Consider the following 23,294-nt stretch of genomic DNA (forward strand, 5'->3'; position numbering starts at 1 on the left):
TTGGCAGTGGTGAGAGTATAAGAACCCGCCTGACCAGTCAGGGACAGTTTCGATACATCAATGGTGTCGCCACCGACGATGTTGACGGCGGAGACTGATAAAACGCCAGTTGCTGCATCGTAGGTGGAACTCAGGATGCTTGGTGCGGCATTCGATACCGTAATGCCATTGCCAGTCAAGTCAGCGATGTTGCCGCCGGTGATGACGCTGTTCCAGTCGTCGGCTGCGGCGATGTTATAAGTTGTGGAACTGCTTGCGGAGGAGGTGCCGTTTTTATTGAGCAGGCTATCCACGGCCGCAATATCCGCACCGGCCAGAGTAAAGGTAAAGCTGGTATCTGATGTGACTTCAACGTTGCCTGTCGTGGACAGGGTGCGGGTGGCTCCGCCTTCACCGGTAATGGTCAGTTTGGAAATCGTGACGTCATTCGTGGCACCTATGGTCTTGACCAGGTTGGTGCCGGTGATGGTGAAGACGTGTGTTGTACCGTCGTAGGTTGCTGAGGTGATCGTTGGGGATGTGACGTTGGATACAGTCACGCCATTGCCAGTCAGGTCCGCGGTGGTATTAACTGTGGTATCCCAGCCAGCCGCGGCAGCAAGATTAAATGTTGTGGTATCAACAGCCGTTGTACCGTTATTGTTCAGTACACCATTCACTGCCAGTTTGTCGGCAGCATTCAGGGTTACTGCGAATGCAGTGGCACTGGTAGCAGTGATGTTTGCGGTTGTCAGGGTATATGACCCAGCCTGACCAGTGACGGAAAGTTTGGATACATCAATGGTATCACCATTGGCCAGGTTAGTACCTGTAACGGACAATATGCCGGTGCTGGCGTCATAGGTGGCTGAGGTGATTGTTGGTGAAGCGACGTTCGATACGGTAATACCATTGCCTGCCAGGTCAGCGATATTGAGCGTCGCATCAGCACCGTTGGCCCAGTCATCCGCCGCCGCCAGGTTGTAAGTCGTGCCACCTACCGACTGCGTACCATTGTTATTGAGCAGGGTGCGCAAGCCCAGTTTATCGGTCGCAGACAGTACCAGTGTAAAGCTGGTGTCAGAAGTGATTTCTACATTAGCCGTATCAGTCAATGCATAGGTACTACCACCTTGTCCGGTTAGCGTGAACTTATTGGCGATAATATCGTTGGTGGCACCTGCACGATGGGTAAATCCGGTACCGGTGACCACCAGCGTGCCTGTGCTGGCATCATAAGTGGCTGAGGTGACAGTGGGTGCCGCAACCGTGGCAGTGATGCCATTGCCAGTCAGATCAGCATCGACGACCGCAGCATCAGCACCAGCTGTCCAGTTTTCTGCAGCGGCCAGGTTGTAGGTAGTGCCACCGGTGGAACTGGCGCCGTTTTTGTTGATGATCTGATTGACGCCGGATTTGTCGGTTGCGCTCAGGACCAGCGTAAATTGTGTATTGCTGGTGGTGGCGATATCAACATTGCTGGTGTCAGTGAGCGTATAAGTGCTGCCACCTTCACCAGTCAGTGTGAATTTATTCGCGACAATATCGTTGTTTGCCCCAGTAAGCTGCAGGAAACCAGTGCCTGTGACAACCAGAGTTCCGGTAGAGGAATCGTAGGTGGCAGAAGTAATGGTGGGTGTAGGGACATTCGATACAGTCAGCGCGTTGGTGGCATCAGAAATATCGCCGTTCGTAATGCTGCTGTTCCAGTCATCAAATGCGACCACATTGTATGTTGAGCCGCTGGTCGAAGTCGTGCCGTTTTTGTTGAGCAAGCTATCAACAATAATCCTGTCATTGCCGCTTAACTGTACAGAAAAAGTGGTGCCGTCTGTAATCTCAACGTTGCTGGAAATGGTCAGTGTGCGCCCTGTTCCACCTTCGCCAACGATGCGAAGTTTATTGACTGTAATATCATTGGTCGCGCCTATGGTTTTTACCAGGCCCGTGCCTGTGACAGACAGGATACCTGTTGCAGCGTCATAGGCGGCAGAGGTGATTGTTGGTGCTGTGACGTTGGAGACTGTAACTCCATTGCCAGTCAAGTCGGCAGATGCAGCGGCAGTCACATCCCAGTTGGCAGCGGCTGCCAGGTTGAAAGTGATGCCACCGGTCGCGGAGGTAGTCCCGTTGTTGTTGAGCACGCCATTGACAGCAATCTTGTCGGCCGCACTAAGAGTGACTGAGAAAGCCGAGCTACTGCTGGCAGTAACGTTGGGTGACGTTAGAGTATAGGTCCCACCCTGGCCGGTAAGCGACAGCTTGGATACATCAATCGTACCACCATTAGTGATACTACTACCGGTAACAGACAGAACGCCAGTGCTTGCGTCATAGGTTGCGCTGGTAATAGACGTGCCTGGTTGTATGTTGGCAAGAACAATGTCATCGAAACTTGCATAACGCACCTTGCTACTGTTCGAGGTCGCGGTCATGACAATCTTGGTAACGCCAGTCATCCCGCTAAAATTGAGAGTTGTTTGCGTACCGCTAGCGCCTGCAATCGACTTGTTGTTCGTCGCAACCAGGGTATTACTCGCGTTATATCCTTTGAATACTAAGTCCTGAGACAGGCTCTGGGTAATTAATACAATAGAAGTTGCATCAAACTGTTGGCCGGTTTGGAAAGAAAAAGTAATAGAGGTCTCGGTCCCGGCATCGTAGTAATCGGTTGTAATGTAGCCGGAGGGATCTCTGGAAATATCTTTTACAGTCCCGTCAATCTTGAATAAATAGGCTGAATTACCGTTTACCTGGTAAATGACGTCGTTCACTCCACTTGAAGCACCACCTGCAACACCGCCTGGGCTCCCTGGGGCATTGAAGTTTGCTGCGGTACCAAAATTCAGCGTTGCCGAAGCAATATTCAGTACATTGTGGTAGAGCGCTGCCAACTGTGGATTTCCAACAGTGCTTGCCTCAATACTGCCACTGTTGACCTCAAGATCCCAGTTGGCATTAAATGGCTTACCACCAGTCAAGTCATTCGAAGCTGCAATATCTGCACCCGTCATGACAGCCAACTGGTCAATAAACGTTTTTCCCTGATTGGCACCAATATCGCAACCATACAGAAGGATGTCGCCGTCCTTGCTCAGAGAGTCACCGATGATTTTCAGTTCTGCCGCATGGCTTCCCAAACTGGACTGATCAAGTATTAGCCCCCCCAGATTGACCGATGCTTCCTTGCCGTGAGAAATCAAATGCAAGGCATCGATGTCCTTGCGGCCAGCAAGAATGTCGGCCATTTGCTTGAGACCGTCTTTGCTGGAATCCAGAATATGTATTTCCCGACCATTCCCTATGCCTTTGAGCAGCGTATCGATGTCGCGCACATTGTCTTCGACGAAGACAATTTCTACCCGGCCAGTTACTGGTGGAGCCGAAGGGGCGCTTGAATTGGCTGGTGCCGTCAATATTTCCAGGGCTGCAGCATCAAATTTGGGCGCTTCAGGTTGCGTGGTAACACCACTGTTAATGCTCAGGATATCGAATTCAGTTTGTTTGTTGATGATTGAGTTGTTCATGATTCGTTTTCTTTCACATTTAACTTGGGAGCAATGACATTTGCTGCACTACCACTAGGGTCGGACCAGAACGTCAGTTTCGAGTATTTGTCAAATAAATCAGGGGGGAGGACGGTACGTCTTTCAGTAAATTCAACTTTTGGTTTTACCCTGTGAAGGCCAGGCGCACCGAGTTGCAAGTCAAAATCTGGTGCGTCGTATTCCAGTGTTTCAAAATCGTGCTGGAAATAAGGTTCATCGATGAACTGGTACAACAGTCGCATGATTTTTTCTGGTGCTTGAGCCAGCAAGTCGTAGTCAATCACCAGCAGAGATTTTGCATGCTCCCCGTAAAAGGCTTCTCGCAATCCTGCCCACGAATAGCCAACCATCTGATCATGTTGTGCAAGACCTTCACAGCGTTGATAGACAGTGCTGCGTGACATATTGCCGCCAAACAGTTTACTGTTCTCATAAGGGTTACTACGAAATTGGCGCTCTATACTATCCATGACCCAGCCAACATTGCGTACGCAAGCGATCATTTTGGCACGAGGAAATAAATCCATTAACAGCGGTAACTTGGAACTCCACATGCGGTTGGTGTCAAAAATCACTTCTTTGTTCAGTTCATTTTTGTAATAGGCATCGAAAAGACCTTGCATGACGTCTTTTCGCTGTGTCTGGCTAAGCAGACTGGATACCTCACTTCCGGCACTCATTTGTGCGAGCACAGCATTTACCAGAGCGCCAACAGCGCTGCTCATTCCAGCCTGGAAACGCGGATTTTGCCTCAAGATGGCTGCCAGCAAGGTTGAGCCAGAACGTGGTAAGCCTGAAATGAAATGGTATTTGGCTAGTGACATGGGATATTTGTGTTGTCCAAATTGAAAAATGGTATTAACGCAATTTATATTGCAATGTTTATCGGCTAGATTATCGAAAAATTAATCAAGTTAATGCAAAGCCGTAAGCTCATCGTAATAGCGAAAAAAATGTCTATAGCCTGATTCACCAGATCGGAAATGAGTTTTAATAATTGCCATATGTTCACACTCGCAAAAATGAAGTCAGTTGAACAATTGCATCTGCCAAGCTTGTTTGATTCGTGTCTATTACACATTCGGCAGAAGTTGGTGCTTCATAAGGCGCTGATATACCAGTCAATTGAAGCGAGGGATTTTGTTTGGCTTTTGCATACCAGCCCTTCGGGTCACGTTGCTGGCAGACATGTAAGGGGGTCGAAACGTAGGTTTCGACAAACTTGTCATGACCTATGATGCCACGGGCCAGGGCTCGCCCACGCATGCTGGGAGAGACCAGAGCGACTATGGCAGATATGCCGTTGAGATTAAGCAAGCGAGCGACTTCTGCCGTTCTGCGGCCTTGCTCTTCACGGTCAGCCAGGCTAAAGCCCAGGTCCTTGGATAAGCCCTGTCTTATTTCATCGCCGTCCAGCACGCACACGGGGATAGATAGTTCTCGCAGATGCCGGGCAAGGGTTTGCGCAAGTGTTGTTTTCCCCGCGCCGGGCAGGCCACTTAGCCACCAGGTTTTGACTCTGTTTGCAGCAGGTTCTGCACTGCTTTCCGTTTGATTACTTCCAGGCATCCGCACACCACCGATAAGCTAAAAAAATCGGGACTAAGCAGAAACCCGATACGTAACAAATCAAAAATCCAGGACTGAATAAAGGGCACTGCCATTGCATTATCGCCGTCAATCAGTTGGATCGCCGATATTTCTGATTTGCAATTTATCTTGATAAATCAAGAAGATAAATGATTAAGTGTTAAAAAATTAACTGCAATATTAACATTGAAAACTTTTTTTGCGTGCAAATGTAACAAAAAATCTGCTAATTAATTAAGCAAATTAGATGAAAAATTTGAATGACACATAGATAAGCTTAAAAAGTCTTGTCACAGAGAAATTAATTGAAGAAAACCTGGTAATAAACACAGGTTCCACCGTCTTCATGTGGACGTTGATATTGCCCTTTGGCATGGTCAGCCAGGGTAGGTGCGACAGTCCAGATGTGTCTGCCCAAGGCAGGGTGTTCAACAAAATAATTATCTTGTGCCAGTGGCTGCCTGGATGATCCTGCAAAAATCAATAGCAAAGGGGTGCGGAAATTTTCTGGTATGCCCCGGCGTGGACGTTCTTCTGCTTCTACCAGTTCGAGATGCATGACGCCATTCGAGGTTTCGAGTTGAAATTTGTTGCCGATGAGGGGGTGTACTTGTTCTAGGCTGATGGTCATGATCAATGTTGTGAAAAGTTTCACTTGCAAGAAAACACAAGCATAGGCAGGATAATATGCATGTTATTTTAACCAGCTTGGGAGTGCTTGTGTATAAATTACCTGCTGCGCTTGGATTGCGTGAAGTGCATGAAGACGATCAGGCGTTTCTGGATGTACTGTATGCCAGCCGCCGTGAAGACTTGCGACAAATGCCCATGGATGCTGCCTTCATCGCGCAAATGATCAAAATGCAACAGCATGTACAGATGGAGGGCGTCAGGCTGAATTATCCTGAGGCCAGGCATGTGATTGTTGAGCACGCTGGTCAGCCTGTCGGGCGTGTCATTATCCATGCTGGCAGCGATGAATTGCGTCTGATCGATATTGCGATTATTCCTTCAGCGCAACGTCAAGGTATCGCCAAGACTATTTTGCTGGCTCTGCAGGCAGATGCACAAGACCAGGGAAAGGGAGTCAGCCTCGCCGTTGAACAAACTAACTTCGCCGCGCGCGGTTTGTATTTGAAATTGGGTTTTGTGGCACTCGGGGCTGATGCCCTGTTTGAGCAAATGCACTGGCAGGCTCAGGAGCTTGCCGGGACAAACACTTTAAACGAGGTATTGCCCGCCAACACTCTCGCTAACAAGATCACACAACAAGGGCAGTTTGATGCGACAGCCTAGCCGTTATCTGAAGTTACCTTTCAGTTTTGATTTAGCCCGCTTGCATGCAGAACTGCTGCAACTCGAGGCCTCAGATTGGATCAGTCATTTCAATACCAATGCCTACGTCAACAACTGGACCTGCCTGCCCTTGCGTGCGGTGGATGGCCGTATTGATCACATCATGCCTGTGAATGAAGGCAATTTTCAGGATACGGCACTCATGCAAAGTTGCCCTTATTTACGGGAAGTGGTTGATACGTTTCAATGTGACAAAACATCTGTGCGCCTGATGTCGCTGGAGGCTGGCGGTATTATCAAAGAGCACAGGGACGATGGTACTTCGCTGGAGGATGGGATTACCCGTCTGCATGTACCCATCACCACGACACCCGACGTGCTGTTCACCATTGATGGCGAAGAAGTGCATTTTTCTGCTGGTGATACCTGGTATCTGAATGCCGCTTGCCTGCATGGCGTGGTGAATCGGGGCAGCCAGGCACGGGTGCATTTGATGATAGATTGCATCAGTAATGACTGGCTGGAGCGAGTGTTTCTGGAGGCTGGATGGATTGCCAGACCAAAACCAAAATATGATGATCCGGCCATTCATGACGGCAATGTACAGGAAGTGATCGCCATGCTGCGTGCCACGGGGCAAAGTGCTGGTCTCCAAATTGCCAGCCGCCTTGAAGCAATCCGGCTCGGACAGGCATCAGCGGGTTGAATATGCAAATTAATCGCATAGGTAATAAAGTCGGTTTTGTGGCCGAAGAAAGAGCTTTGTTGCGCGGCCAGCAGATCAATGAAGGTGATTTGCCTTCGATGCTGGGCTGGTATCCGGTAACAATTGATGCTGCTACGGAAAATGTATGCTGGCGTTATTTGGGAGAGGCGCGGTTTCTGGAGTCTTTTTTTCTCGACACACTGAACCAGCAAAGCCGCGAGCAAAGGCAAGTTTGCCACACACCGATAGAAAGCTTGCATGAGCGACTTGCATGCATGCCACAGGTGGCACCCACGGCTTTTATTTTCCATGTGTCACGCTGCGGTTCTACCTTGCTGACGCAGATGCTGGCGTCGCTGCCACATTGCATCGTGATGTCTGAACCGCCTGTCATTGATGCATTTTTTCGCTATTGCCACGAGCAAGCTGCAGCAGAAAATGCGATACCTGTTTTTCGGGCCCTGATCGCCGCTCTGGGACAAAGACGGCGTGACGAAGAGACTCATTTTTTTATCAAATTTGATAGCTGGCATTTGCCCTGGCTACCCTTTGTGCGCAAGGCCTATCCTGCCATCCCTATCATTTTTTTATACCGTGAACCGCAGGCTGTGCTTGCTTCACACCAGCGTCAACGTGGGCCGCAGATGATACCTGGCTTGCTTAATACGTCCCGGCTCAAACCCGTTGTATCTGGCTTTCCTGCCGCAGATTTTGATGCCTATGCTGCGAGTATGCTGCACAGCATGTATTGCGCAGGGCTGGAACATGCTGAGGCTGAAGATTTGCTCCTGTTGAATTATCAGCAATTGCCTGATGTGGTTTGGTCAGATTTGCTGAGTCTTTTTCAACTTGATTGCGATGAACAATTATTGGAGAAACTGAAACAGCGATCAGGCTTGCATTCAAAACACCGGCACATCAGCTTTAACGGCGATCCTCAACCCAGCGGTCTCGTACCAGCAAAGCCAGGTTCAGATTTTGCAGACCTCTGCGAGCAAAAGTATAGTCAACTAGAGCAATTGCGCACAAAAGTTAAAATTTGTTAACTGATGTGACGATGAAAAATTTGCAGTGTATTTTTTGCACAAGGGTTGTAGAATTGGTTTGCTTTTTTTGAAATTGCTTGTTTGTTTGCATATTAAAGCCATTGATGAAAGCCCTGAATTCAACTCCCTGGTGAAGGGGTGGATGCAGAAGAGACTAGATAGCACAATCCCTATTTAAACGATAACTTGAATTGGAGTATGCAATGGATGCATTTATGGGTACCGTATTGGCCGTAGGCTTTAACTATCCTCCTCGTGGCTGGCTGTTCTGCAATGGACAAACTGTGCCTATCCAGCAAAATTCTGCCATGTTTGCCCTGTTGGGTACCATGTATGGTGGTGATGGCCAAAATACATTTGGCATACCTGATCTGCGTGGACGTGTTGTTGTTGGCTCCCAAGCGCAAGGACCTGGTTTGCAGAATGTGTCGCAAGGTGAAAGAGCGGGTAGTAATAATGTAACTGTCATTTCCAATGGTACTGCCACGGTCACCTTGAACTCAACCAATTTGCCTTCACACAATCATAGCGTTTCAATAAGCGGCAGTAGTTTTGGCGCAACTTCTGTGTTGAATGCGACAAGTAACGGACCTGCGTCACCTGCATCAGGCGGAACAGCTCCGTCTGCAAACGCTGCGCTTTGCAACTCTGGCACAGGTGGTACTGCCGGGGCAGTCTATTTGCCAACAACTGGCGATGCAACAAATTTGGTAGCGCTCAACACCAAGAGTGTGGAGACTACTTTGACTGGTACTGCAAACGTTACTTCTGGGAACACAGGCACTGGTAGTCCGCTGACTGTGCCAGTCGTATCGAGTGCTACGATCTCTATCATGCAACCTTACCTGGGTTTGAACTACATCATCGCGATGGAAGGTATCTTCCCATCCAGGAACTAAGTTTTTCCTGTCCGATAAAAAATGGCGCAGTCTGCGCCATTTTTTATGTCTGTTCTGATGTCAGTGCCAGAAGTTTTCCGCCTGATACCCGCTCTATTCCCGCCAGGTCTCGCCAGCTTTGTACTTCGGTAAACCGGGCTTTTATCAATAAGTCCCGTACTGATTCTGCCTGATCATAACCATGTTCCAGCAAGATCCAGCCATCTGCCAGTAAATGCAAATGGGCCTGACCTATGATGTGGCGATAGGCAGACAAGCCATCAGCATAGTCGGTCAGGGCATCGACAGGTTCAAAGCGCAAATCACCTTGTTGCAAATGCGCATCATTGGCTACGATGTAAGGCGGGTTGCTGACGATGGTCTGGAACTGTTGTTCAGAGAGAGCGGTATACCAGTTGCTGCAATAGAATTTCACCTTGGCTGCTGGCAGATGCCTGCTGGCATTTTCTTGCGCCACTGCCAGTACGGCTGGGCTGACATCAAGAGCAGTTACTTGCAAGTCTGGTCTTTGATGCGCGATGGCAACGGCAATCGCGCCAGAACCCGTACCCATATCCAGTAACCCGGAATTGACTGGGGCATATTGCAAAGCTAGTTCGACCAGTAACTCTGTATCGGGACGGGGGATCAGCACATCCGGCGTGACATGGAAGTTCAGACCAAAAAATTCGCGTTCCTGCACTATGTAGGCAATCGGTTCACCCTGGATGCGACGGCTGAACAAGCCATCCATGATAGCGAGTTGTTCTGTATTGAGCACCAGTTCGGACTGCGTAATCAATTGTATGCGCGTCAAGCCCAGGCCGTGCATGAGCAACAGGCGGGTGTCTATGCGTTCCAGCGGGCTGGCGTTTTCACAGCCAGCCAGGGTGATGCCAGGCTGTAGCCAGTCCAGCATCAGCGTGAGGGGCCAAACATGCCGCGCTTGGTTTTTTGATTGCGTATCAACACAATCAGCAAGGTCAGGCTAAATAATATAAAGAATATGCCTGCCCAGGCTGGCAGTGACAAGCCCAGGGTAGGTGGATAAGGTGTTTCGCACAAGCCATCTGCCTTGAACATGGCTGGCCACCATTGCGCCAGGAAGATGCTGTTCAAGCCGGTTTCCAACGGGTCTATGCCGCAGGACAGGGCAGGGTGCTCAAGTATCCAGATATGCTTGCCAGCCACGCCAGCACCTATCAGGGCCGACAATAATGCCAGGCCAGTCGTGATGCGGTGGACTATACCTTCAGTAGCAACGGCGATGAGGCAAAAAACTGCGATCAGGACAAAGGCATAACGCTGGAATACACAATAGGGGCAAGGCAGCATTTTTTCCACGAGTTGCAAATACATGGCAGCCGCCAGCAAACCCACGCAAGTAACAGCAACCGATAGCAGAATTTTTTTCGACAGATTCATGGTGAACGCGGTGAAAGAATTGTAGTTGGATGCAGACCTGATGTTTTAGTTCTGCATCGCCTGATAGTGGCAGCGAGTATCCGACAGTTTGATGTGATTGCGCAATCAAAAGTTCATGAAATTACGCGAAAGCATGTTTTACCCTAAATATAGGCTGTACTGCCGGCTGGACTACTGGCTGCACTACCGGTATCAATCATCGCCCAGCTCAGCCAGCAATTCTGCCTGGTGTTCCGCCACCAGGGCGGTTGTCAGCTCATTCAGTTCACCGTCCATGATGAAGTCCAGCTTGTACAGCGTCAGGTTGATGCGGTGATCTGTCATACGGCCTTGCGGGTAGTTGTAGGTGCGTATGCGCTCACTACGGTCACCTGAGCCTATCAGGCTCTTGCGGGTTGCGGCTTCCTTGGCTTGCTTCTCACGCAACTGGCCATCCATGATGCGGGTTGCCAAAACACGCATGGCTTGCGCCTTGTTTTGATGCTGGCTGCGGCCATCCTGGCATTCGACGACGATGCCGGTAGGGATATGCGTCAGGCGCACGGCAGAGTCAGTCTTGTTGATATGCTGGCCACCGGCACCGCTGGCGCGGAAGGTGTCTATACGCAGGTCGGCATTGTTGATGACCACGTCTGCCAGCTCATCTGCTTCGGGCATGACAGCAACAGTACAGGCCGAGGTATGGATGCGGCCCTGGGTTTCTGTCGCCGGTACGCGCTGTACACGATGCCCGCCAGATTCAAATTTGAGTTTGGAATACACGCCCTGGCCAGCCAGGCGCACGATGACCTCTTTATAGCCGCCCAGCTCGGATGGAGACTCAGACATGATCTCGGTCTGCCAGCGGTTGCGCTCGGCAAAGCGCATATACATGCGCAGCAAATCGCCAGCGAACAGGGCGGCTTCATCACCGCCTGTACCGGCGCGTATCTCCATGAGGATGTTGCGGTCGTCATTCGGGTCTTTGGGCAGCAGCATTTTTTGCAAATCACTTTCCAGTGTTTGCATGGTGTTCTTGGCGGCTTCGATCTCGTCCTGGGCAAAGGCCTTCATGTCGGGGTCGCTGAGCATGAGTTCGGCTTCGGCGATATCGGCCTGGGCTTGTTTGTAATTGTTGTACAGCGCGACCAGTGGCTCCAGCTCGGCATGTTCGCGGTTCAGTTTGCGGTAGGCATCCATGTCATTGGTGGCACCTTCCTGCATGAGCAGGTGGCCGACTTCGTCCAGGCGTTCGGCAAGCTGGTCCAGCTTGTGTAGCATTGATGGTTTCATATTATATTCTTTGACTGTATAGCTAATGATGCTGATTACGCTAAGGATGGGGCGGGTCAGACTGACCCAGAAGAAAATGCCCGTAAGCGCATACGCGTACAGGCCAGCGGCGTAGCGAATCGCTAACGCTTGGTGCGGAATAATTGAGGTAACAGCGTTGCCAGGCGGGCGCGTTCATCGCCGCTGGCCTGATGCAGTGCCTGTTGCGGGCCATGCAGAAATTTGGCTGTGATGCCTTTGGACAGGGCTTCGAGTACGGCGTCTATATCTTCACCACGCGCCAGCATCTTGCGCGCACGCTCGAGTTCTATTAAACGTAATTGCTCGCTGCTTTCATGTAAGTCCTGTATCACTGGTACAACAGCGCGGCCATCTACCCAGTGCATGAAGGATTGCACGCGGGTTTCTATGATGGCTTCTGCCTGAGCAACAGCAGCCTGGCGGTTTTCCAGGCCGGTTTGCACAACCGTGCCAAGGTCGTCGACAGTGTATAAAAACACGTCATCCAGCTTGGCGACTTCAGGTTCTATATCGCGTGGCACTGCCAGATCCACCATGAAGATGGGACGGTGCTTGCGCGCCTTGACGACACGTTCCACCAGACCCAGACCGATGATGGGCAGGGATGAGGCCGTGCAAGAAACAATAATATCGAATTGCGCCAGTTGCTGCGGCAAGTCTGCCAGGCGTATGGCCTTGCCGCTGAAGCGGTGGGCCAGTGATTCACCGCGTTCCAGCGTGCGGTTGGCTATAGTGAGTGACTTGGGGTTTTGCGCCGCAAAATGAGTGGCGCACAGCTCTATCATCTCACCCGCACCGATGAACAAGACATGCTGGTCAGCTATCTTGTCAAAAATTCTTTGTGACAGACGCACCGCAGCGGCTGCCATGGAAACACTGTGCGCGCCTATTTCTGTGGTAGTACGTACTTCCTTCGCAACCGCAAAGCTGCGCTGGAACATCTGGTGCAGATAAGTACCCAGGCCACCGGCAGCTTCTGCCTGGCGCACCGCATCTTTCATTTGCCCGAGGATTTGTGGCTCGCCTATGACCATGGAATCCAGGCCAGAGGCAACGCGGAAGGCATGCCTTACCGCATTGTCTTGCGGCAGCGTATACAAATGCGGGCGTAAGTCGGTGTAAGACAGTTTATGAAAATCCGCCAGGAAGTGCGCAGTAGAATCAATGGCATTCGCACCAGTACAGGCTGCATACAGCTCTGTGCGGTTGCAGGTAGACAGGATTGCTGCTTCATTACCGTGCCTTGCCACATTGTCATCGCGACCAAACCAGGCACGCGCAGCCACTACCGCCTGAGCTATTTGCTCAGGCGAGAAGGCGACTTTTTCGCGCAGGGAAAGCGGCGCGGTCGTGTGGTTGAGGCCTACGGCAGACAGTTGCATTGCAAATAAGCTGAAAATAAGGGAGGGAGGATTTAAGCTTACATTATAACGCTTTGCATCAGCATTTTCTTGAGCGCAGGTACTTGATGTATATCAAGAGCCGCTACTGCCATGAAATTATGCCTTTTTTGCAACATGCAAATCAGCAAGGTAATTCTTACTTTCTTGCAGAAAAAGGCGCGTTCCTTCGCCCAGACTGATCAGCTTAGTCCAGATCAGCCGGGATGCGAATATTAAATGTCGTGCCTTCGTTAGGCACGCTGCTGAAGTCTATGGTCGCCTGATGTCTGTCCAGTACAGCCTTGACGAAGACCATGCCCAGACCTATGCCGTCATTTTTAGGCTGGTCATTGGTCTTGAAGCGCTGGAAGCGCTGGAACAGCTTGGTTTGATCTGCATGGGTAATGCCATAGCCCTGGTCAGCAATCGAGCAGACAATGACAGAGTCAGCCAGGCGCTGCTCACGCACCAGTGAGCAGGTGATGGTGGTGTCCTTGGGGCTGTATTTGATGGCATTCGACAACAGATTCGTCAACACCCTGGTCATCAGGGAGTTGTCTACCAGCACAGGGAATTCTTCATCCTGAATTTTTGTTTGTATGCGGATATTCTTGCTGCGGGCCAGTGACCACATTTCTTCGGTTGCTACCAGCAGGATGTCCTGGAAGTCGGCTTCCTCATAGCGATAGTTCTGCGACTCGGCCTGCGCCAGTTGTACAAAATTATCTGCCAGGCCCAGCGTAGAACGTGAAGCTCTTTCTATGCGCGCCATGAATTCATCAGCAGGCAGGGCAGTAGCACTGTCTTTTTGCAATTCCAGCAAAGCCAGTATCGATGCCTGCGGTGCGCGCATATCGTGCGAAATAAAATGCAGGGTTTCATCCCGGCTGCGCTCGGCGGCACGCACGCTGGTGATATCGATGAGGCTGACTATCCAGCCCACCAGCTGTTTTTCACCGTTGTAACTTGGTGCGCTCTTGATGAGCAAATCCTTGCCCTGCGGGTCGCGTACTTCTATGCCTTGCGACATGGTTTTGGTGTGTTTGATGTCGAGCAAGTCCCACCAGCTAAAACTGGTGTCTGGCCCGGTTTCGCCGCTTTGTGGTGGCGACATCTTGGCAAACAGATAAGGTACCAGGGCATCATTTACCTTGGGCATGCCTATGCCCGCAAAGTAAGTCAAAGCTGGCTGGTTGGCCAGCAAGACATTTCCGTCAGTGGTGGTGACCATGGTGGCGTCGGGAAGGCTGGCCAGGCTGTCGCTGACAAACTGGCGCAAGTCGCGCACCCGGTCGACCGCTTCGCGCATGGCATTGATGCTTTGTTCCAGGGTGTCGGTCAGGGCGCGTGCTGGTTGTTCTTCATCGTCATCGATAAACTCGGGCAAGAGATGCGGTTCCTTGTCGAGTATGCGAAATTCTTCTGCCAGGAAGCGTATGGCAGCTTCCAGCCTGCGCCAGCTCCACAATGGGTAGGCAATCACCAGCGCCAGCAGGGCCGTGGTGGGTGCGGCCCAAAAACCGGTATAGCGCAGCATGGCCCAGCTACCCAGCGTGGTAATCAAGGCCACTACGGCAGTCGCCAGCAAGGCTTTGCGCGGCGACAGCATTTGATATGCCATGAGTGCTACTGCTACTGCCAGCAAATTCAACAAGTACAGGTAAGCCGCGGGGGCAGAGCGTATGCTGCGCTGATCCAGCAGGGCAGCGAGGATATTGGCATTGATTTCCACCCCGGAAATCATGCCTTCGTTGCCGGATACCGGGGTGGGGAAAGAGTCCGCCATGGCGCTGGCCGTCGGCCCTACCAGCACATATTTGTTCCTGAAAAAGTCAGCAGGTACTTCACCGCGCAAGACACTGACATAGGGTACGGAACGAAAATGACCACTGCTGCCAGCAAAAGGAATATGCATGAGGTAGTCACGCTGCCAGGTGCCAGGTTCAACCGGGGCATTGCGTATGGCTGCGGCCAGGCGTTCGCCGGGTAAATCAGTCTCGGTCCCGGGTGTGATGTTCTTCGCCACATCGGCCATGGCCAGGGAAAAATGCGGCCACCACTCTCCATTCATGCCTTCGCGCAAAAACACGCTGCGCGCGACGCCATCCTTGTCCAGCTCAAGATTTATATGGGCCAGCTGGCGTGCGGCACTGGCCAGCAAGGGTATAGGGCGCACAGTCGTCAAACCCCTGCCTGCATTTTCCGAAATCAGCGGCAAGACCACATTATTGCTGCGTACCAGGGCTTCAGCCAGTTGCTGGTCACCGTTTTGTGCTTGCTCATCACGTTCTTCGGCTTCGGTAAATACAAAGTCCATGCCGATGGCGACAGGCTGGGCAGCACTGATTTGCTTGATGAGTTCGGCATGACGCAGGCGCGGCCAGGGCCACTTGCCCAGTTCAGCAAGGCTATGGCTGTCTATGCCTACGATGATGATGTCATCCCGCGCCGGGCGGGAATTGAGTTGCATGAGCCTGTCATACAAGACCAGGTCTGCCCGCTCCAGCGACCTGTAGTACAAGAGGCCAGTGGTGAAGAGGAGGATAAGGGTACTGAGAACCAGCCACTCCCGTAATGCAATACGTTCTACCTGTAAGTGGCTGTTTTTCATGTAATTTTGCTATTGATCTGACCTTATGTGATTGTAACGCAATAGTCTCTCAATAATTCGTGCCTACCGGCCCGCCGCCGCTTTGTATCGCCGTGCCATCACCACTGGTCCAGCGTGGCAGCAGAGTGATTTTCTGGGTGGCGGTAAAGGCGCTGACATAGCCATCCGGGTCGGTGGAACGGACACGGATGAAGTAAGTACCAGCTTGTGGCCTTTGTATCTTCAGTTCAGCCTTGTCGAGTTCCTTGTCCAGATACAGTTTTTTGAATTCAGCATCCATACTGATCTGTATCAGGAATTTCTGCCCCGGTTCAGATGCCCAGCTAAACGACAACTGATTACCATTGCCTTCATCTGGCGGTGCCAGGCTGGTGGCAGGCAAGACTGTAAATTTCTGCACGTCGCTATACGGGCCGTGGTCAGCCTTGCCGTTAGTATTCGCTATCGTCGCTACGCGCCAGTAGTACTCACCATCCTTGGGACGCTCAGCACTGAACTGCACTTCTTTCAGGTCAGGTTTGTCGATCAGCAAGTCCTTGAATGCTGCATCCCTGGCAAACTGCAGGTGGTAGCTGACGGCATTGCTGGCTTCGGTCCAGGCAAAATCCAGACGCTCGGCGCGTACCTTGTTTTTGGGTTGCACGGTGAAAGGTGGTTCTGGGCGGGCTTTCAGGGTCACGGCTTTGACCAGTGGCAAGCCTTCCAGGCCCAGTTTGTCGATGGCGGTAATGCGCACAAAATAATTGCCATCGGCAAAGCCATCAAACTTGAAGCGGTTATCCTTGTAGCGGTTCTCTGCCAGGACATCGATAATGTCCTTGTCCTTGGCAATTTGCACGCGATAGCCTGCTGCTTCCGGCGTGGTGTCAACCTGGAATTGCAGGGTAGGACGTTCTTGCAGCAAATAGCTGTCGCTCATCTTTGGTGGTGGCAGCAAATCGACGACCTTGCCTATGCCTGACGCAGAGATGATATTGCCCTTGCCTGCAGTCAGCACCAGCTCTTCTTTCTTTTTGGCGCTGGCATTATTGACGGCAACGCCACCTTCCAGCACTTCATTGGCAATGCCATCTTCATTCACGCCAACACGGAAATTCGTGCCACGTACACCCGCCACGGCCAGATTAGTGCGCACTTCAAAACGGCCCTTGTTGCCGACCAGTGAAGATACGCGTGACTCCACCTTGCCCTGCAGTAGCGTGACTTCAGTGCGCGGGCTGGCCGTATACTTGGTCTTGCGCAGTTTGGAGAGGCTGACATTGCTGTTCGATGGAATGGAAATGCGTGATTCATCCGGCAAGGCCAGCGTCAGGAAGCCATTTTTATCGGTACTGATTTGCGCGCCTTCTTTCAGGACGCTGCCCAGTGCCAGGTTGCCGGTCGTACCGTCAGCGGCTTTATAGGCCGGGTTACCCGTCATGGCGATGACCCTGGCTTCACTGGCTTCTTCCGGCAATAACTCTAGAGGTATCAGGATGGCCGTGCCTATGGGGATGGTCCTGTCGTTGCCGATATTGTTACGCTTGCCGAGGATTTGCCAGTTGCTGGTTTTCTCGGTATAGCGCTTGGCGATGGCCGACAGCGTATCGCCTTGCAGGGCGAAATAAGTCATGTCTGGCGGGGTATTGATGAAACTGCCGGGGGCGGCTGCAGGCTGGCTGGCAAAGACATAGGCAGGTGTTGCCAGGGCCAGACTGGAGAACAGGCAAAACGGTACTTGTCGCAAGAGTGTGGGGGTGCTTAGTCTCATGCGGGACTCCTTGTTGGGAAAAGCTTTCCGGGGCAGCCTTGGCTGCCCCGGAGGTGTTTATTCTGGTGTCATCTGTTCGAGGCGGTAACCGTAACTATAGACGGGTGCCAGGCGGTAGCCGTTTTCCGGTCGCAATTCCAGTTTGCTGCGTACACGGGAGATATGTGTATCCATGGTACGGGACGGGATATCCACATCGCGTGACCATACCGCTTCCAGTATGTAAGCGCGCGACAGTGGGCGGCCAAGGTTGCGGAACAGTAGCAGAGCCAGGTCAAATTCCTTTTGTGTCATTTCTACCGGTACTTCATTGACACTGACGCGGCCCGCGCGTGTTTCAAATTTGTAGATGCCAAATTGCAGATGTTCAGATGCTGCCTGGGTAGGGTAGGCGCGGCGTAACAAAGCCTGCACACGCGCCACCATTTCACTGCGGCGTATGGGCTTGATCATGTAATCATCGGCACCGGCAGCCAGGCCAGCGACGATATCGTCTTCGCCGGAGCGGCTGGTCATGAACAAGACCGGCAGGGTAGGCGAGAGTTTTTCGCGTACCCAGTGCAAAATCTCGGTGCCGCTCAGGTCTGGTACTTGCCAGTCGAGTATCAGCATGTCGTAACTCTCCCTGCGCAATTGATGCAGCATCTCTTTCCCGCTAAGGAAAGGGTGAGTCGTATGACCGGCTGCATTCAATATGGTGCAGACCAATTCGAGCAAATTATTGTCGTCGTCAAGTACAGCGATTCTCATGGGATGTTACCGTTGATGTCCGGCAAATAAAGTGGAATAACTTCCATTATATCGAAAGCAAGTGAAAAAATAAGTAAATGTGAAAAAATGTGAAAAAAACACATCTTACTTGTTGTTACAAATTTTCGACAAATGGAGGCGATAAATTCAAATTTTGTTGCTTGCTAGTTACTGTTTCGCCAAATTTGCATCACTGGCTTCAGCAATGCAAACACAAATTGGACCTTAACTACGTAATTCGAGTTCCGGCAAGACCACGTTGACGTCCAGTACTTCCAGGTTACCTTGCTTGTCCAGCGAAACTTTGATGTCTTCCGGATTGACCTTGGTGTACTTGGAAATGACAGCGATCAGCTCTTCGCGCAATGCAGGCAAAAAATCGTAGCCACCTTCGCGGCCAGTGCGCTCGCGTGCAATGATGATTTGCAGGCGTTCCTTCGCCATATTGGCGGTTTTGGGTTTGGTATTAAATAAAAATGAAAGCAGAGCCATATTATTTGCCTCCGAAAATGCGTTGCAGCAGCCCCGGTTTTTCGTAAGTAATGAAACGCAAAGGTACTTCTGTGCCCAAAAAGCGTGAAACCACGTCTTCATAGGCATCAGAAACATCACTGCCCTTCATATGAATGGCAGGGTTACCTTGATTAGATGCATGAAGTACCGCTTCGGATTCAGGAATAACACCAATCAATGGGATGCGCAAGATTTCTTGTACATCGGTATAGGACAACATCTCACCGGCTTCCACCCGTTTTGGTGAATAACGGGTGATCAGCAGATGTTCCTTGACTGGTTCACCACCAGCCTGGGCACGCTTGGACTTGGCCTGGATAATGCCCAGGATGCGATCAGAATCCCTGACCGACGAGACTTCAGGATTGGTCACGACGATGGCTTCATCGGCAAAAGTCAGTGCCATCACTGCGCCGCGCTCGATACCGGCAGGCGAATCGCAGACGATAAATTCAAAATCCATCTTGATCAGGTCATTCAATACCCGTTCAACGCCTTCTTCCGTCAGGGCATCTTTGTCGCGGGTTTGTGAGGCGGGCAAAATGAACAGGTTGTCGCAGTGCTTATCCTTGATCAGGGCCTGGTTCAGGGTCGCTTCACCACTGATGACATTCACCAGGTCATACACGACGCGGCGTTCGCAACCCATAATGAGGTCAAGATTACGCAAACCCACGTCAAAGTCCAGCACGGCTGTTTTATGGCCACGCATGGCCAGGCCAGAAGAAAAACTGGCACTGGAAGTGGTCTTGCCTACGCCGCCCTTACCGGATGTTACAACGATGATTCTTGCCACAAATAACTCCTTTAATCTATCCGAAGATACTGAAAATTGAGGGCGTTTTCTTGCAAATTAGCCTGCTGATTTCACTGATGATACTTCAATACTGTCACCAAGCAGTTTAACTTGAACCGGATGATGGGGTAGTAAGGCCGGGAAGCCATTTTCAAACGTACGATATATCCCGGCAATGGAAACCAGTTCAGGCTCCATGGTCAGGGCAAAAATTCTGGCTTCGGTATTTCCCGTTGCGCCAGCCAGGGCGCGGCCGCGCAAAGGTGCATAAATATGGATGCTGCCATCGGCAATCACTTCAGCCCCGTTATTGACTGAGGCAGTAATGATCAGGTCAGCCCCGCGGGCATAAATGCGCTGGCCAGCGCGCACTGGCGTGTCTATCACCATGGCAGGCATATTGCGAATGATGACCTGTGGCTCAACTGCAACGGGTGCAGGAGCCGCAGCTATTTCAGCCACTACTTCAAGCGGCGCAGGTGCAGACTGAGCTTCAACTTTCAGTTCTGGCTCAGCCCGGGGTTTGCTAACCACGTCTATGCTCAAACCATGCCCACGTATGGTGCCATGATCTTCTTCGCGCGCATGGCGCACGGCAACCGGGTTCAGGCCATGTGACTTGAACAAGGGGATAAGCGCGTTCCAGTCCAGTGCCTGCTCAGTAATGGCTTCCACATCAATGACGGCAAACTCATCATCAAAAAAATCAGGAGACCCTGCGGTCATTTCTTTTAGTGCAGCTTCCAGCACTGGAAAAGAAGAGTCATGTAGCAAAATTGCAACAGCAACAACAGTAGAAATCTTGATTTCGATAGGCTTACGCGTCAGGCTGTTTTGCATGGCATCCGGTGGAAAATAGTGATAAATCTGCTTATTGCCCAAATACTTTCACATGAGAAATATTTCCAGTCTCTCATCGTGTCAGAATTGTATTCACCTGCCATATATACCCGTATGCAACCCATACGCACAATTAATGGCAGGCTTGAAAAGGACTAATCCTACCAATAGGCGGGCAGGATTGCAAAATTATGCACTTTTTCTTTGTAAAGCTACAAAAACCAGTGTCGACTTGATATGCCAACTTGCTATTCAAAACACTTAAGCAGGTCTTGATTCTCGATTTGCTTACTCAAAAAGCATGTGCTGCATGCAAGCTTTCCAATATATCAGCTTTCAAATGCGACAAGCTCGCCTTGGCCCGGTTACGTGGTCTTTCCTGTAATACCGCGAATTCCTGCCGGCTTGTTGCCGCGTGCTGATCCATGAGTACGACACGGTCGCTCAGATACAGGGCCTCGTCGATATCGTGGGTGACCAGGATGATGGTCAGGCCATATTCACTGGCGATATTGAGCAGTAAATCCTGCAATTTCATGCGGGTGAAGGCATCTACTGCAGAAAAAGGCTCATCCAGCAGCAGGATTTTTGGGCTGGAGAATAAACCACGGGCAATCGCTACGCGCTGTGCCTGGCCGCCGGACAATTGCTTGGGCAGGACATGTTCATAGCCATGCATACCGACTTCGGCCAATAGTTTGGTGAGTTTAGCGCTGTCACGATGCATATCATTGCTATCGAAAGCAATATTCTGCGCTACAGTCAGCCAGGGGAACAAGCGTGGTTCCTGGAAGATAAAACCGATGTCGCGGCTGACACCTTGCAGCTTGCTGCCATCCAGGCTGATTTGCCCTTCAAAATTGCCATCCAGACCGGCAATGATGGATAGCAGGGTACTCTTGCCACAGCCACTCGCACCGATCAGGCTGAGGATTTCACCTTGTTGCACGCTCAGTTGCAGGTTCTTGAGTATCTGACGTGTGCCGTAGGATTTCCTGGCGACTTCGATTTGTAAAAAGGGGGGCGAAAAGCTGTTCATCTCAAGCCCCACTACCATGCTGGTAAGTATCCCGCCAGGCCAGTAAATGCGTTTCCAGCTTTTGCATGAGCCAGTCACTACTCTTGCCCAGTACCGCGAGTATGGCAATCGCCGCCAGTACAATATCGGCACGGCTGGTTTCACGGCCATCTGTCAGCAGATAACCCAGACCCTGACTGGCAGCAATCAGCTCTGCCGCCACCATGAACATCCAGGCCAGACTGAGGCCATTGCGCAAGCCTGTGATAATGGCTGGCAAAGCAGCAGGCAAGAGTATGCGCCTGATCATGGCGGTGGTGGACAAGTGATACAGCTTCCCCACTTCTATAAGTCGCCGGTCCACCCCGCGTATGCCAGATACCACGCCCATATACACCGGGAAGAAAGCACCAATGGCAATCAGCACTAGTTTGGGCGCTTCATCTATGCCCAGCCATAGCAAGAGCAAAGGCACCCAGGCCAGTGAAGGTATCGCACGCAAAGCCTGAAAGCTGGGGTCAAGTATCGCCTCCAGTCGGGTACTCAGACCCACCACAGAACCGGTCAGGATAGCTAGTGCCGCACCTGCGATAAAACCAGCGACCACCCTGGCGCTACTGATGCCTATGTGTGCCAGCAAGCCTTGCTGTGCAAGGTGAGCAATGGTGTTGAAAATCTCGCTGGGAGCAGGCAAGTGGTTGGCCGCGATCCAGCCACGGCTGACACTGATTTCTGCCAGTGCGATCAAAGCAAAAGGCAGTATCAGGCCCAACAGGAAACGCGGCATGGCAGGGCGCTGCCTGCTGGCAGAGGTGGCTTTGACGGGCGTATCCGCAATAATGGTGGCGCTGGTCGATGGCATGATACTGGTTCGCTAGTCTGGATTACACAGTGATCAGCTTTTGGGCAAAGCGGGTATCAACAAGATCGCGTATGGTACGGCTCAGGTCAACACCTGGTTTTACCAGACCTTCATCCTGCAGTATAGGTGCGGCGACCTGCAAGGCCTGTATATGCTCATTCGATGGCAGGGCATTGCTAAAGTCGCTGCGCAATTTAATTTGCAACAAAGCCACAGGTAAACTGACCTTGGCTTCTTCAGACAGGATTTTTGCCGCTTCAGTCGGGTTACTGCGTATCCATGCCCTGGCTTTTTCATAGGCCCGCAATACGCGACTCACTTCCGGGCCATGGTTATTCAGAAATTCTTCACGTACATTCAAAAAGCCATAAGTATTGAAAGCGACGTTACGATAAATCAGGCGCGAATTGGCTTCCAGTTCACTGGCTGCCATATGCGGGTCAAGCCCGGCCCAGGCATCTACCTTGCCTTGTTCCAGCGCAGCGCGGCCATCGGCATGTTGCAGGCTGACATGCTCTATATCTGAACGTTTCAGGCCCGCAGTTTTCAAGGCACGCAACAAAAATAGATAAGGATCAGTACCCTTGGTCGCGGCGACCTTCTTGCCTTTCAGATCGGCCAAAGTGTGGATAGCAGTATCCTTGCGCACTACCAGCGCCGTCCATTCAGGGCGTGAAAAAATATACGGTGTCTTGATGGGGTTGCCATTGGCCTTGGCCAGCAAGGCTGCCAGGCCAGCGGTGGAACCTATGTCCAGGCTATTCGCATTCAGGTATTCCAGTGCGCGGTTACTGCCTGCACTGAGCACCCATTTGATATTCGTGCCATCAGTCTTGAACTCTTCTTCCAGCCAGCCAAAACGGCGCAACACCAGGCTGGTCGGTGAGTAATAGGCATAGTCGAGACGCAATTCCTTGAGCGCAGATGCGGCATGGACGAGCGATGGCAAGCTTGCAATGCCAGTAGTTGCAGCGACAGTAGATAGTTGTAGAAAGTGGCGGCGTTTCATGA

The 23,294-nt window shown here is 51.4% G+C and carries 21 protein-coding genes; 4 read left to right on the forward strand and 17 right to left on the reverse strand.

Going from position 1 to position 23,294, the window contains the following annotated elements:
• The 4 genes from DFR42_RS26780 to DFR42_RS26795 form a co-directional block, all read right to left on the reverse strand.
• A partial coding sequence (locus DFR42_RS26780) for a DUF4347 domain-containing protein (protein WP_146218982.1) occupies nt 1-3,506 on the reverse strand: 3,506 nt, incomplete at its 3' end.
• Nucleotides 3,503-4,351, reverse strand: coding sequence for a sulfotransferase family protein (locus DFR42_RS26785; RefSeq protein WP_110258140.1), 849 nt, complete (start codon nt 4,349-4,351; stop codon nt 3,503-3,505). The genes DFR42_RS26785 and DFR42_RS26780, both read right to left, overlap by 4 nt.
• Nucleotides 4,352-4,535: 184 nt before the next feature.
• A complete protein-coding gene (cysC, locus tag DFR42_RS26790) occupies nt 4,536-5,096 on the reverse strand; it encodes an adenylyl-sulfate kinase (RefSeq protein WP_110258141.1) in 561 nt (186 codons plus the stop codon).
• A gap of 322 nt (nt 5,097-5,418) precedes the next feature.
• Nucleotides 5,419-5,748: a DUF6916 family protein gene (locus DFR42_RS26795; protein ID WP_110258142.1), complete on the reverse strand. Its 330-nt coding sequence runs from the start codon at nt 5,746-5,748 to the stop codon at nt 5,419-5,421.
• Between the two features lie 89 nt (nt 5,749-5,837).
• Here DFR42_RS26795 and DFR42_RS26800 point away from each other — a divergent pair, with 89 nt between their 5' ends.
• The 4 genes from DFR42_RS26800 to DFR42_RS26815 all read left to right on the forward strand — a co-directional run bounded on the left by DFR42_RS26800 (nt 5,838) and on the right by DFR42_RS26815 (nt 9,064).
• A complete protein-coding gene (locus DFR42_RS26800) occupies nt 5,838-6,413 on the forward strand; it encodes a GNAT family N-acetyltransferase (RefSeq protein WP_170133710.1) in 576 nt (191 codons plus the stop codon).
• Entirely contained in the window at nt 6,400-7,119 is a 720-nt protein-coding gene (locus tag DFR42_RS26805) for an aspartyl/asparaginyl beta-hydroxylase domain-containing protein (protein ID WP_110258144.1), read from the forward strand. The genes DFR42_RS26800 and DFR42_RS26805 overlap by 14 nt, the downstream gene beginning before the upstream one ends.
• 2 nt (nt 7,120-7,121) lie before the next feature.
• Nucleotides 7,122-8,165: a sulfotransferase gene (locus tag DFR42_RS26810; protein ID WP_110258145.1), complete on the forward strand. Its 1,044-nt coding sequence runs from the start codon at nt 7,122-7,124 to the stop codon at nt 8,163-8,165.
• 203 nt (nt 8,166-8,368) lie between these two features.
• Nucleotides 8,369-9,064 carry a phage tail protein gene (locus tag DFR42_RS26815; protein ID WP_110258146.1) on the forward strand — a complete coding sequence of 232 codons (696 nt, stop codon included), beginning with the start codon at nt 8,369-8,371 and terminating at the stop codon, nt 9,062-9,064.
• 43 nt (nt 9,065-9,107) lie between these two features.
• On the opposite strand, the gene prmC is transcribed toward DFR42_RS26815, so the two are convergent.
• The 13 genes from prmC to DFR42_RS26880 form a co-directional block, all read right to left on the reverse strand.
• Nucleotides 9,108-9,962, reverse strand: a complete 855-nt coding sequence (gene prmC, locus DFR42_RS26820; protein WP_110258147.1) for a peptide chain release factor N(5)-glutamine methyltransferase — start codon at nt 9,960-9,962, stop codon at nt 9,108-9,110.
• On the reverse strand, nt 9,962-10,468 hold the full coding sequence (locus DFR42_RS26825; protein WP_110258148.1) for a disulfide bond formation protein B: 507 nt from the start codon (nt 10,466-10,468) through the stop codon (nt 9,962-9,964). Before DFR42_RS26825 ends, prmC begins: the two co-directional genes overlap by 1 nt.
• A gap of 192 nt (nt 10,469-10,660) precedes the next feature.
• Nucleotides 10,661-11,740 carry a peptide chain release factor 1 gene (gene prfA / locus DFR42_RS26830; protein ID WP_110258149.1) on the reverse strand — a complete coding sequence of 360 codons (1,080 nt, stop codon included), beginning with the start codon at nt 11,738-11,740 and terminating at the stop codon, nt 10,661-10,663.
• A 122-nt stretch (nt 11,741-11,862) separates the two neighbouring features.
• The gene (gene hemA, locus DFR42_RS26835) at nt 11,863-13,143 is read right to left on the reverse strand and encodes a glutamyl-tRNA reductase (protein WP_110258150.1); all 1,281 of its coding nucleotides are present in this window, start codon (nt 13,141-13,143) and stop codon (nt 11,863-11,865) included.
• A gap of 205 nt (nt 13,144-13,348) precedes the next feature.
• Nucleotides 13,349-15,754 (reverse strand): CHASE2 domain-containing protein, encoded by a 2,406-nt coding sequence (locus tag DFR42_RS26840; protein ID WP_110258151.1) that lies wholly within the window; start codon nt 15,752-15,754, stop codon nt 13,349-13,351.
• Nucleotides 15,755-15,803: 49 nt separating this feature from the next.
• Nucleotides 15,804-17,504, reverse strand: a complete 1,701-nt coding sequence (locus DFR42_RS26845) for a FecR family protein (RefSeq protein WP_110258152.1) — start codon at nt 17,502-17,504, stop codon at nt 15,804-15,806.
• A 57-nt stretch (nt 17,505-17,561) separates the two neighbouring features.
• Nucleotides 17,562-18,254, reverse strand: a complete 693-nt coding sequence (locus DFR42_RS26850) for a response regulator transcription factor (RefSeq protein ID WP_110258153.1) — start codon at nt 18,252-18,254, stop codon at nt 17,562-17,564.
• Nucleotides 18,255-18,479: 225 nt separating this feature from the next.
• Complete coding sequence (gene minE, locus DFR42_RS26855; RefSeq protein ID WP_110258154.1) at nt 18,480-18,746, reverse strand: cell division topological specificity factor MinE; 267 nt, start codon at nt 18,744-18,746, stop codon at nt 18,480-18,482.
• Nucleotide 18,747: 1 nt separating this feature from the next.
• Nucleotides 18,748-19,563, reverse strand: a complete 816-nt coding sequence (gene minD / locus DFR42_RS26860) for a septum site-determining protein MinD (protein ID WP_110258155.1) — start codon at nt 19,561-19,563, stop codon at nt 18,748-18,750.
• A gap of 57 nt (nt 19,564-19,620) precedes the next feature.
• Nucleotides 19,621-20,403, reverse strand: coding sequence for a septum site-determining protein MinC (minC, locus tag DFR42_RS26865; RefSeq protein WP_110258200.1), 783 nt, complete (start codon nt 20,401-20,403; stop codon nt 19,621-19,623).
• Nucleotides 20,404-20,695: 292 nt separating this feature from the next.
• A complete protein-coding gene (locus DFR42_RS26870) occupies nt 20,696-21,442 on the reverse strand; it encodes an ABC transporter ATP-binding protein (protein ID WP_110258156.1) in 747 nt (248 codons plus the stop codon).
• 1 nt (nt 21,443) lies between these two features.
• Complete coding sequence (locus DFR42_RS26875) at nt 21,444-22,283, reverse strand: ABC transporter permease (RefSeq protein WP_110258157.1); 840 nt, start codon at nt 22,281-22,283, stop codon at nt 21,444-21,446.
• A 22-nt stretch (nt 22,284-22,305) separates the two neighbouring features.
• The gene (locus tag DFR42_RS26880; RefSeq protein ID WP_110258158.1) at nt 22,306-23,292 is read right to left on the reverse strand and encodes an aliphatic sulfonate ABC transporter substrate-binding protein; all 987 of its coding nucleotides are present in this window, start codon (nt 23,290-23,292) and stop codon (nt 22,306-22,308) included.
• Nucleotides 23,293-23,294: the final 2 nt, after the last annotated feature.

Origin of the sequence: Undibacterium pigrum, from assembly GCF_003201815.1 — a bacterium.
In the GTDB taxonomy this organism is placed as follows: domain Bacteria; phylum Pseudomonadota; class Gammaproteobacteria; order Burkholderiales; family Burkholderiaceae_D; genus Undibacterium; species Undibacterium pigrum.

Bases quoted from the DNA above. Each gene is read 5' to 3' on its own strand.
- DFR42_RS26850 (WP_110258153.1), bottom strand. From the start codon at position 18,254: ATGAGAATCGCTGTACTTGACGACGACAATAATTTGCTCGAATTGGTC.
- cysC (WP_110258141.1), bottom strand. From the start codon at position 5,096: ATGCCTGGAAGTAATCAAACGGAAAGCAGTGCAGAACCTGCTGCAAAC.
- prmC (WP_110258147.1), bottom strand. From the start codon at position 9,962: ATGCTGGACTGGCTACAGCCTGGCATCACCCTGGCTGGCTGTGAAAAC.
- minC (WP_110258200.1), bottom strand. From the start codon at position 20,403: ATGCAAAACAGCCTGACGCGTAAGCCTATCGAAATCAAGATTTCTACT.
- DFR42_RS26880 (WP_110258158.1), bottom strand. From the start codon at position 23,292: ATGAAACGCCGCCACTTTCTACAACTATCTACTGTCGCTGCAACTACT.
- minE (WP_110258154.1), bottom strand. From the start codon at position 18,746: ATGGCTCTGCTTTCATTTTTATTTAATACCAAACCCAAAACCGCCAAT.
- hemA (WP_110258150.1), bottom strand. From the start codon at position 13,143: ATGCAACTGTCTGCCGTAGGCCTCAACCACACGACCGCGCCGCTTTCC.
- DFR42_RS26870 (WP_110258156.1), bottom strand. From the start codon at position 21,442: ATGAACAGCTTTTCGCCCCCCTTTTTACAAATCGAAGTCGCCAGGAAA.
- DFR42_RS26810 (WP_110258145.1), top strand. From the start codon at position 7,122: ATGCAAATTAATCGCATAGGTAATAAAGTCGGTTTTGTGGCCGAAGAA.
- DFR42_RS26815 (WP_110258146.1), top strand. From the start codon at position 8,369: ATGGATGCATTTATGGGTACCGTATTGGCCGTAGGCTTTAACTATCCT.
- prfA (WP_110258149.1), bottom strand. From the start codon at position 11,740: ATGAAACCATCAATGCTACACAAGCTGGACCAGCTTGCCGAACGCCTG.
- DFR42_RS26845 (WP_110258152.1), bottom strand. From the start codon at position 17,504: ATGAGACTAAGCACCCCCACACTCTTGCGACAAGTACCGTTTTGCCTG.
- DFR42_RS26795 (WP_110258142.1), bottom strand. From the start codon at position 5,748: ATGACCATCAGCCTAGAACAAGTACACCCCCTCATCGGCAACAAATTT.
- DFR42_RS26785 (WP_110258140.1), bottom strand. From the start codon at position 4,351: ATGTCACTAGCCAAATACCATTTCATTTCAGGCTTACCACGTTCTGGC.
- DFR42_RS26840 (WP_110258151.1), bottom strand. From the start codon at position 15,754: ATGAAAAACAGCCACTTACAGGTAGAACGTATTGCATTACGGGAGTGG.
- DFR42_RS26805 (WP_110258144.1), top strand. From the start codon at position 6,400: ATGCGACAGCCTAGCCGTTATCTGAAGTTACCTTTCAGTTTTGATTTA.
- DFR42_RS26825 (WP_110258148.1), bottom strand. From the start codon at position 10,468: ATGAATCTGTCGAAAAAAATTCTGCTATCGGTTGCTGTTACTTGCGTG.
- DFR42_RS26875 (WP_110258157.1), bottom strand. From the start codon at position 22,283: ATGCCATCGACCAGCGCCACCATTATTGCGGATACGCCCGTCAAAGCC.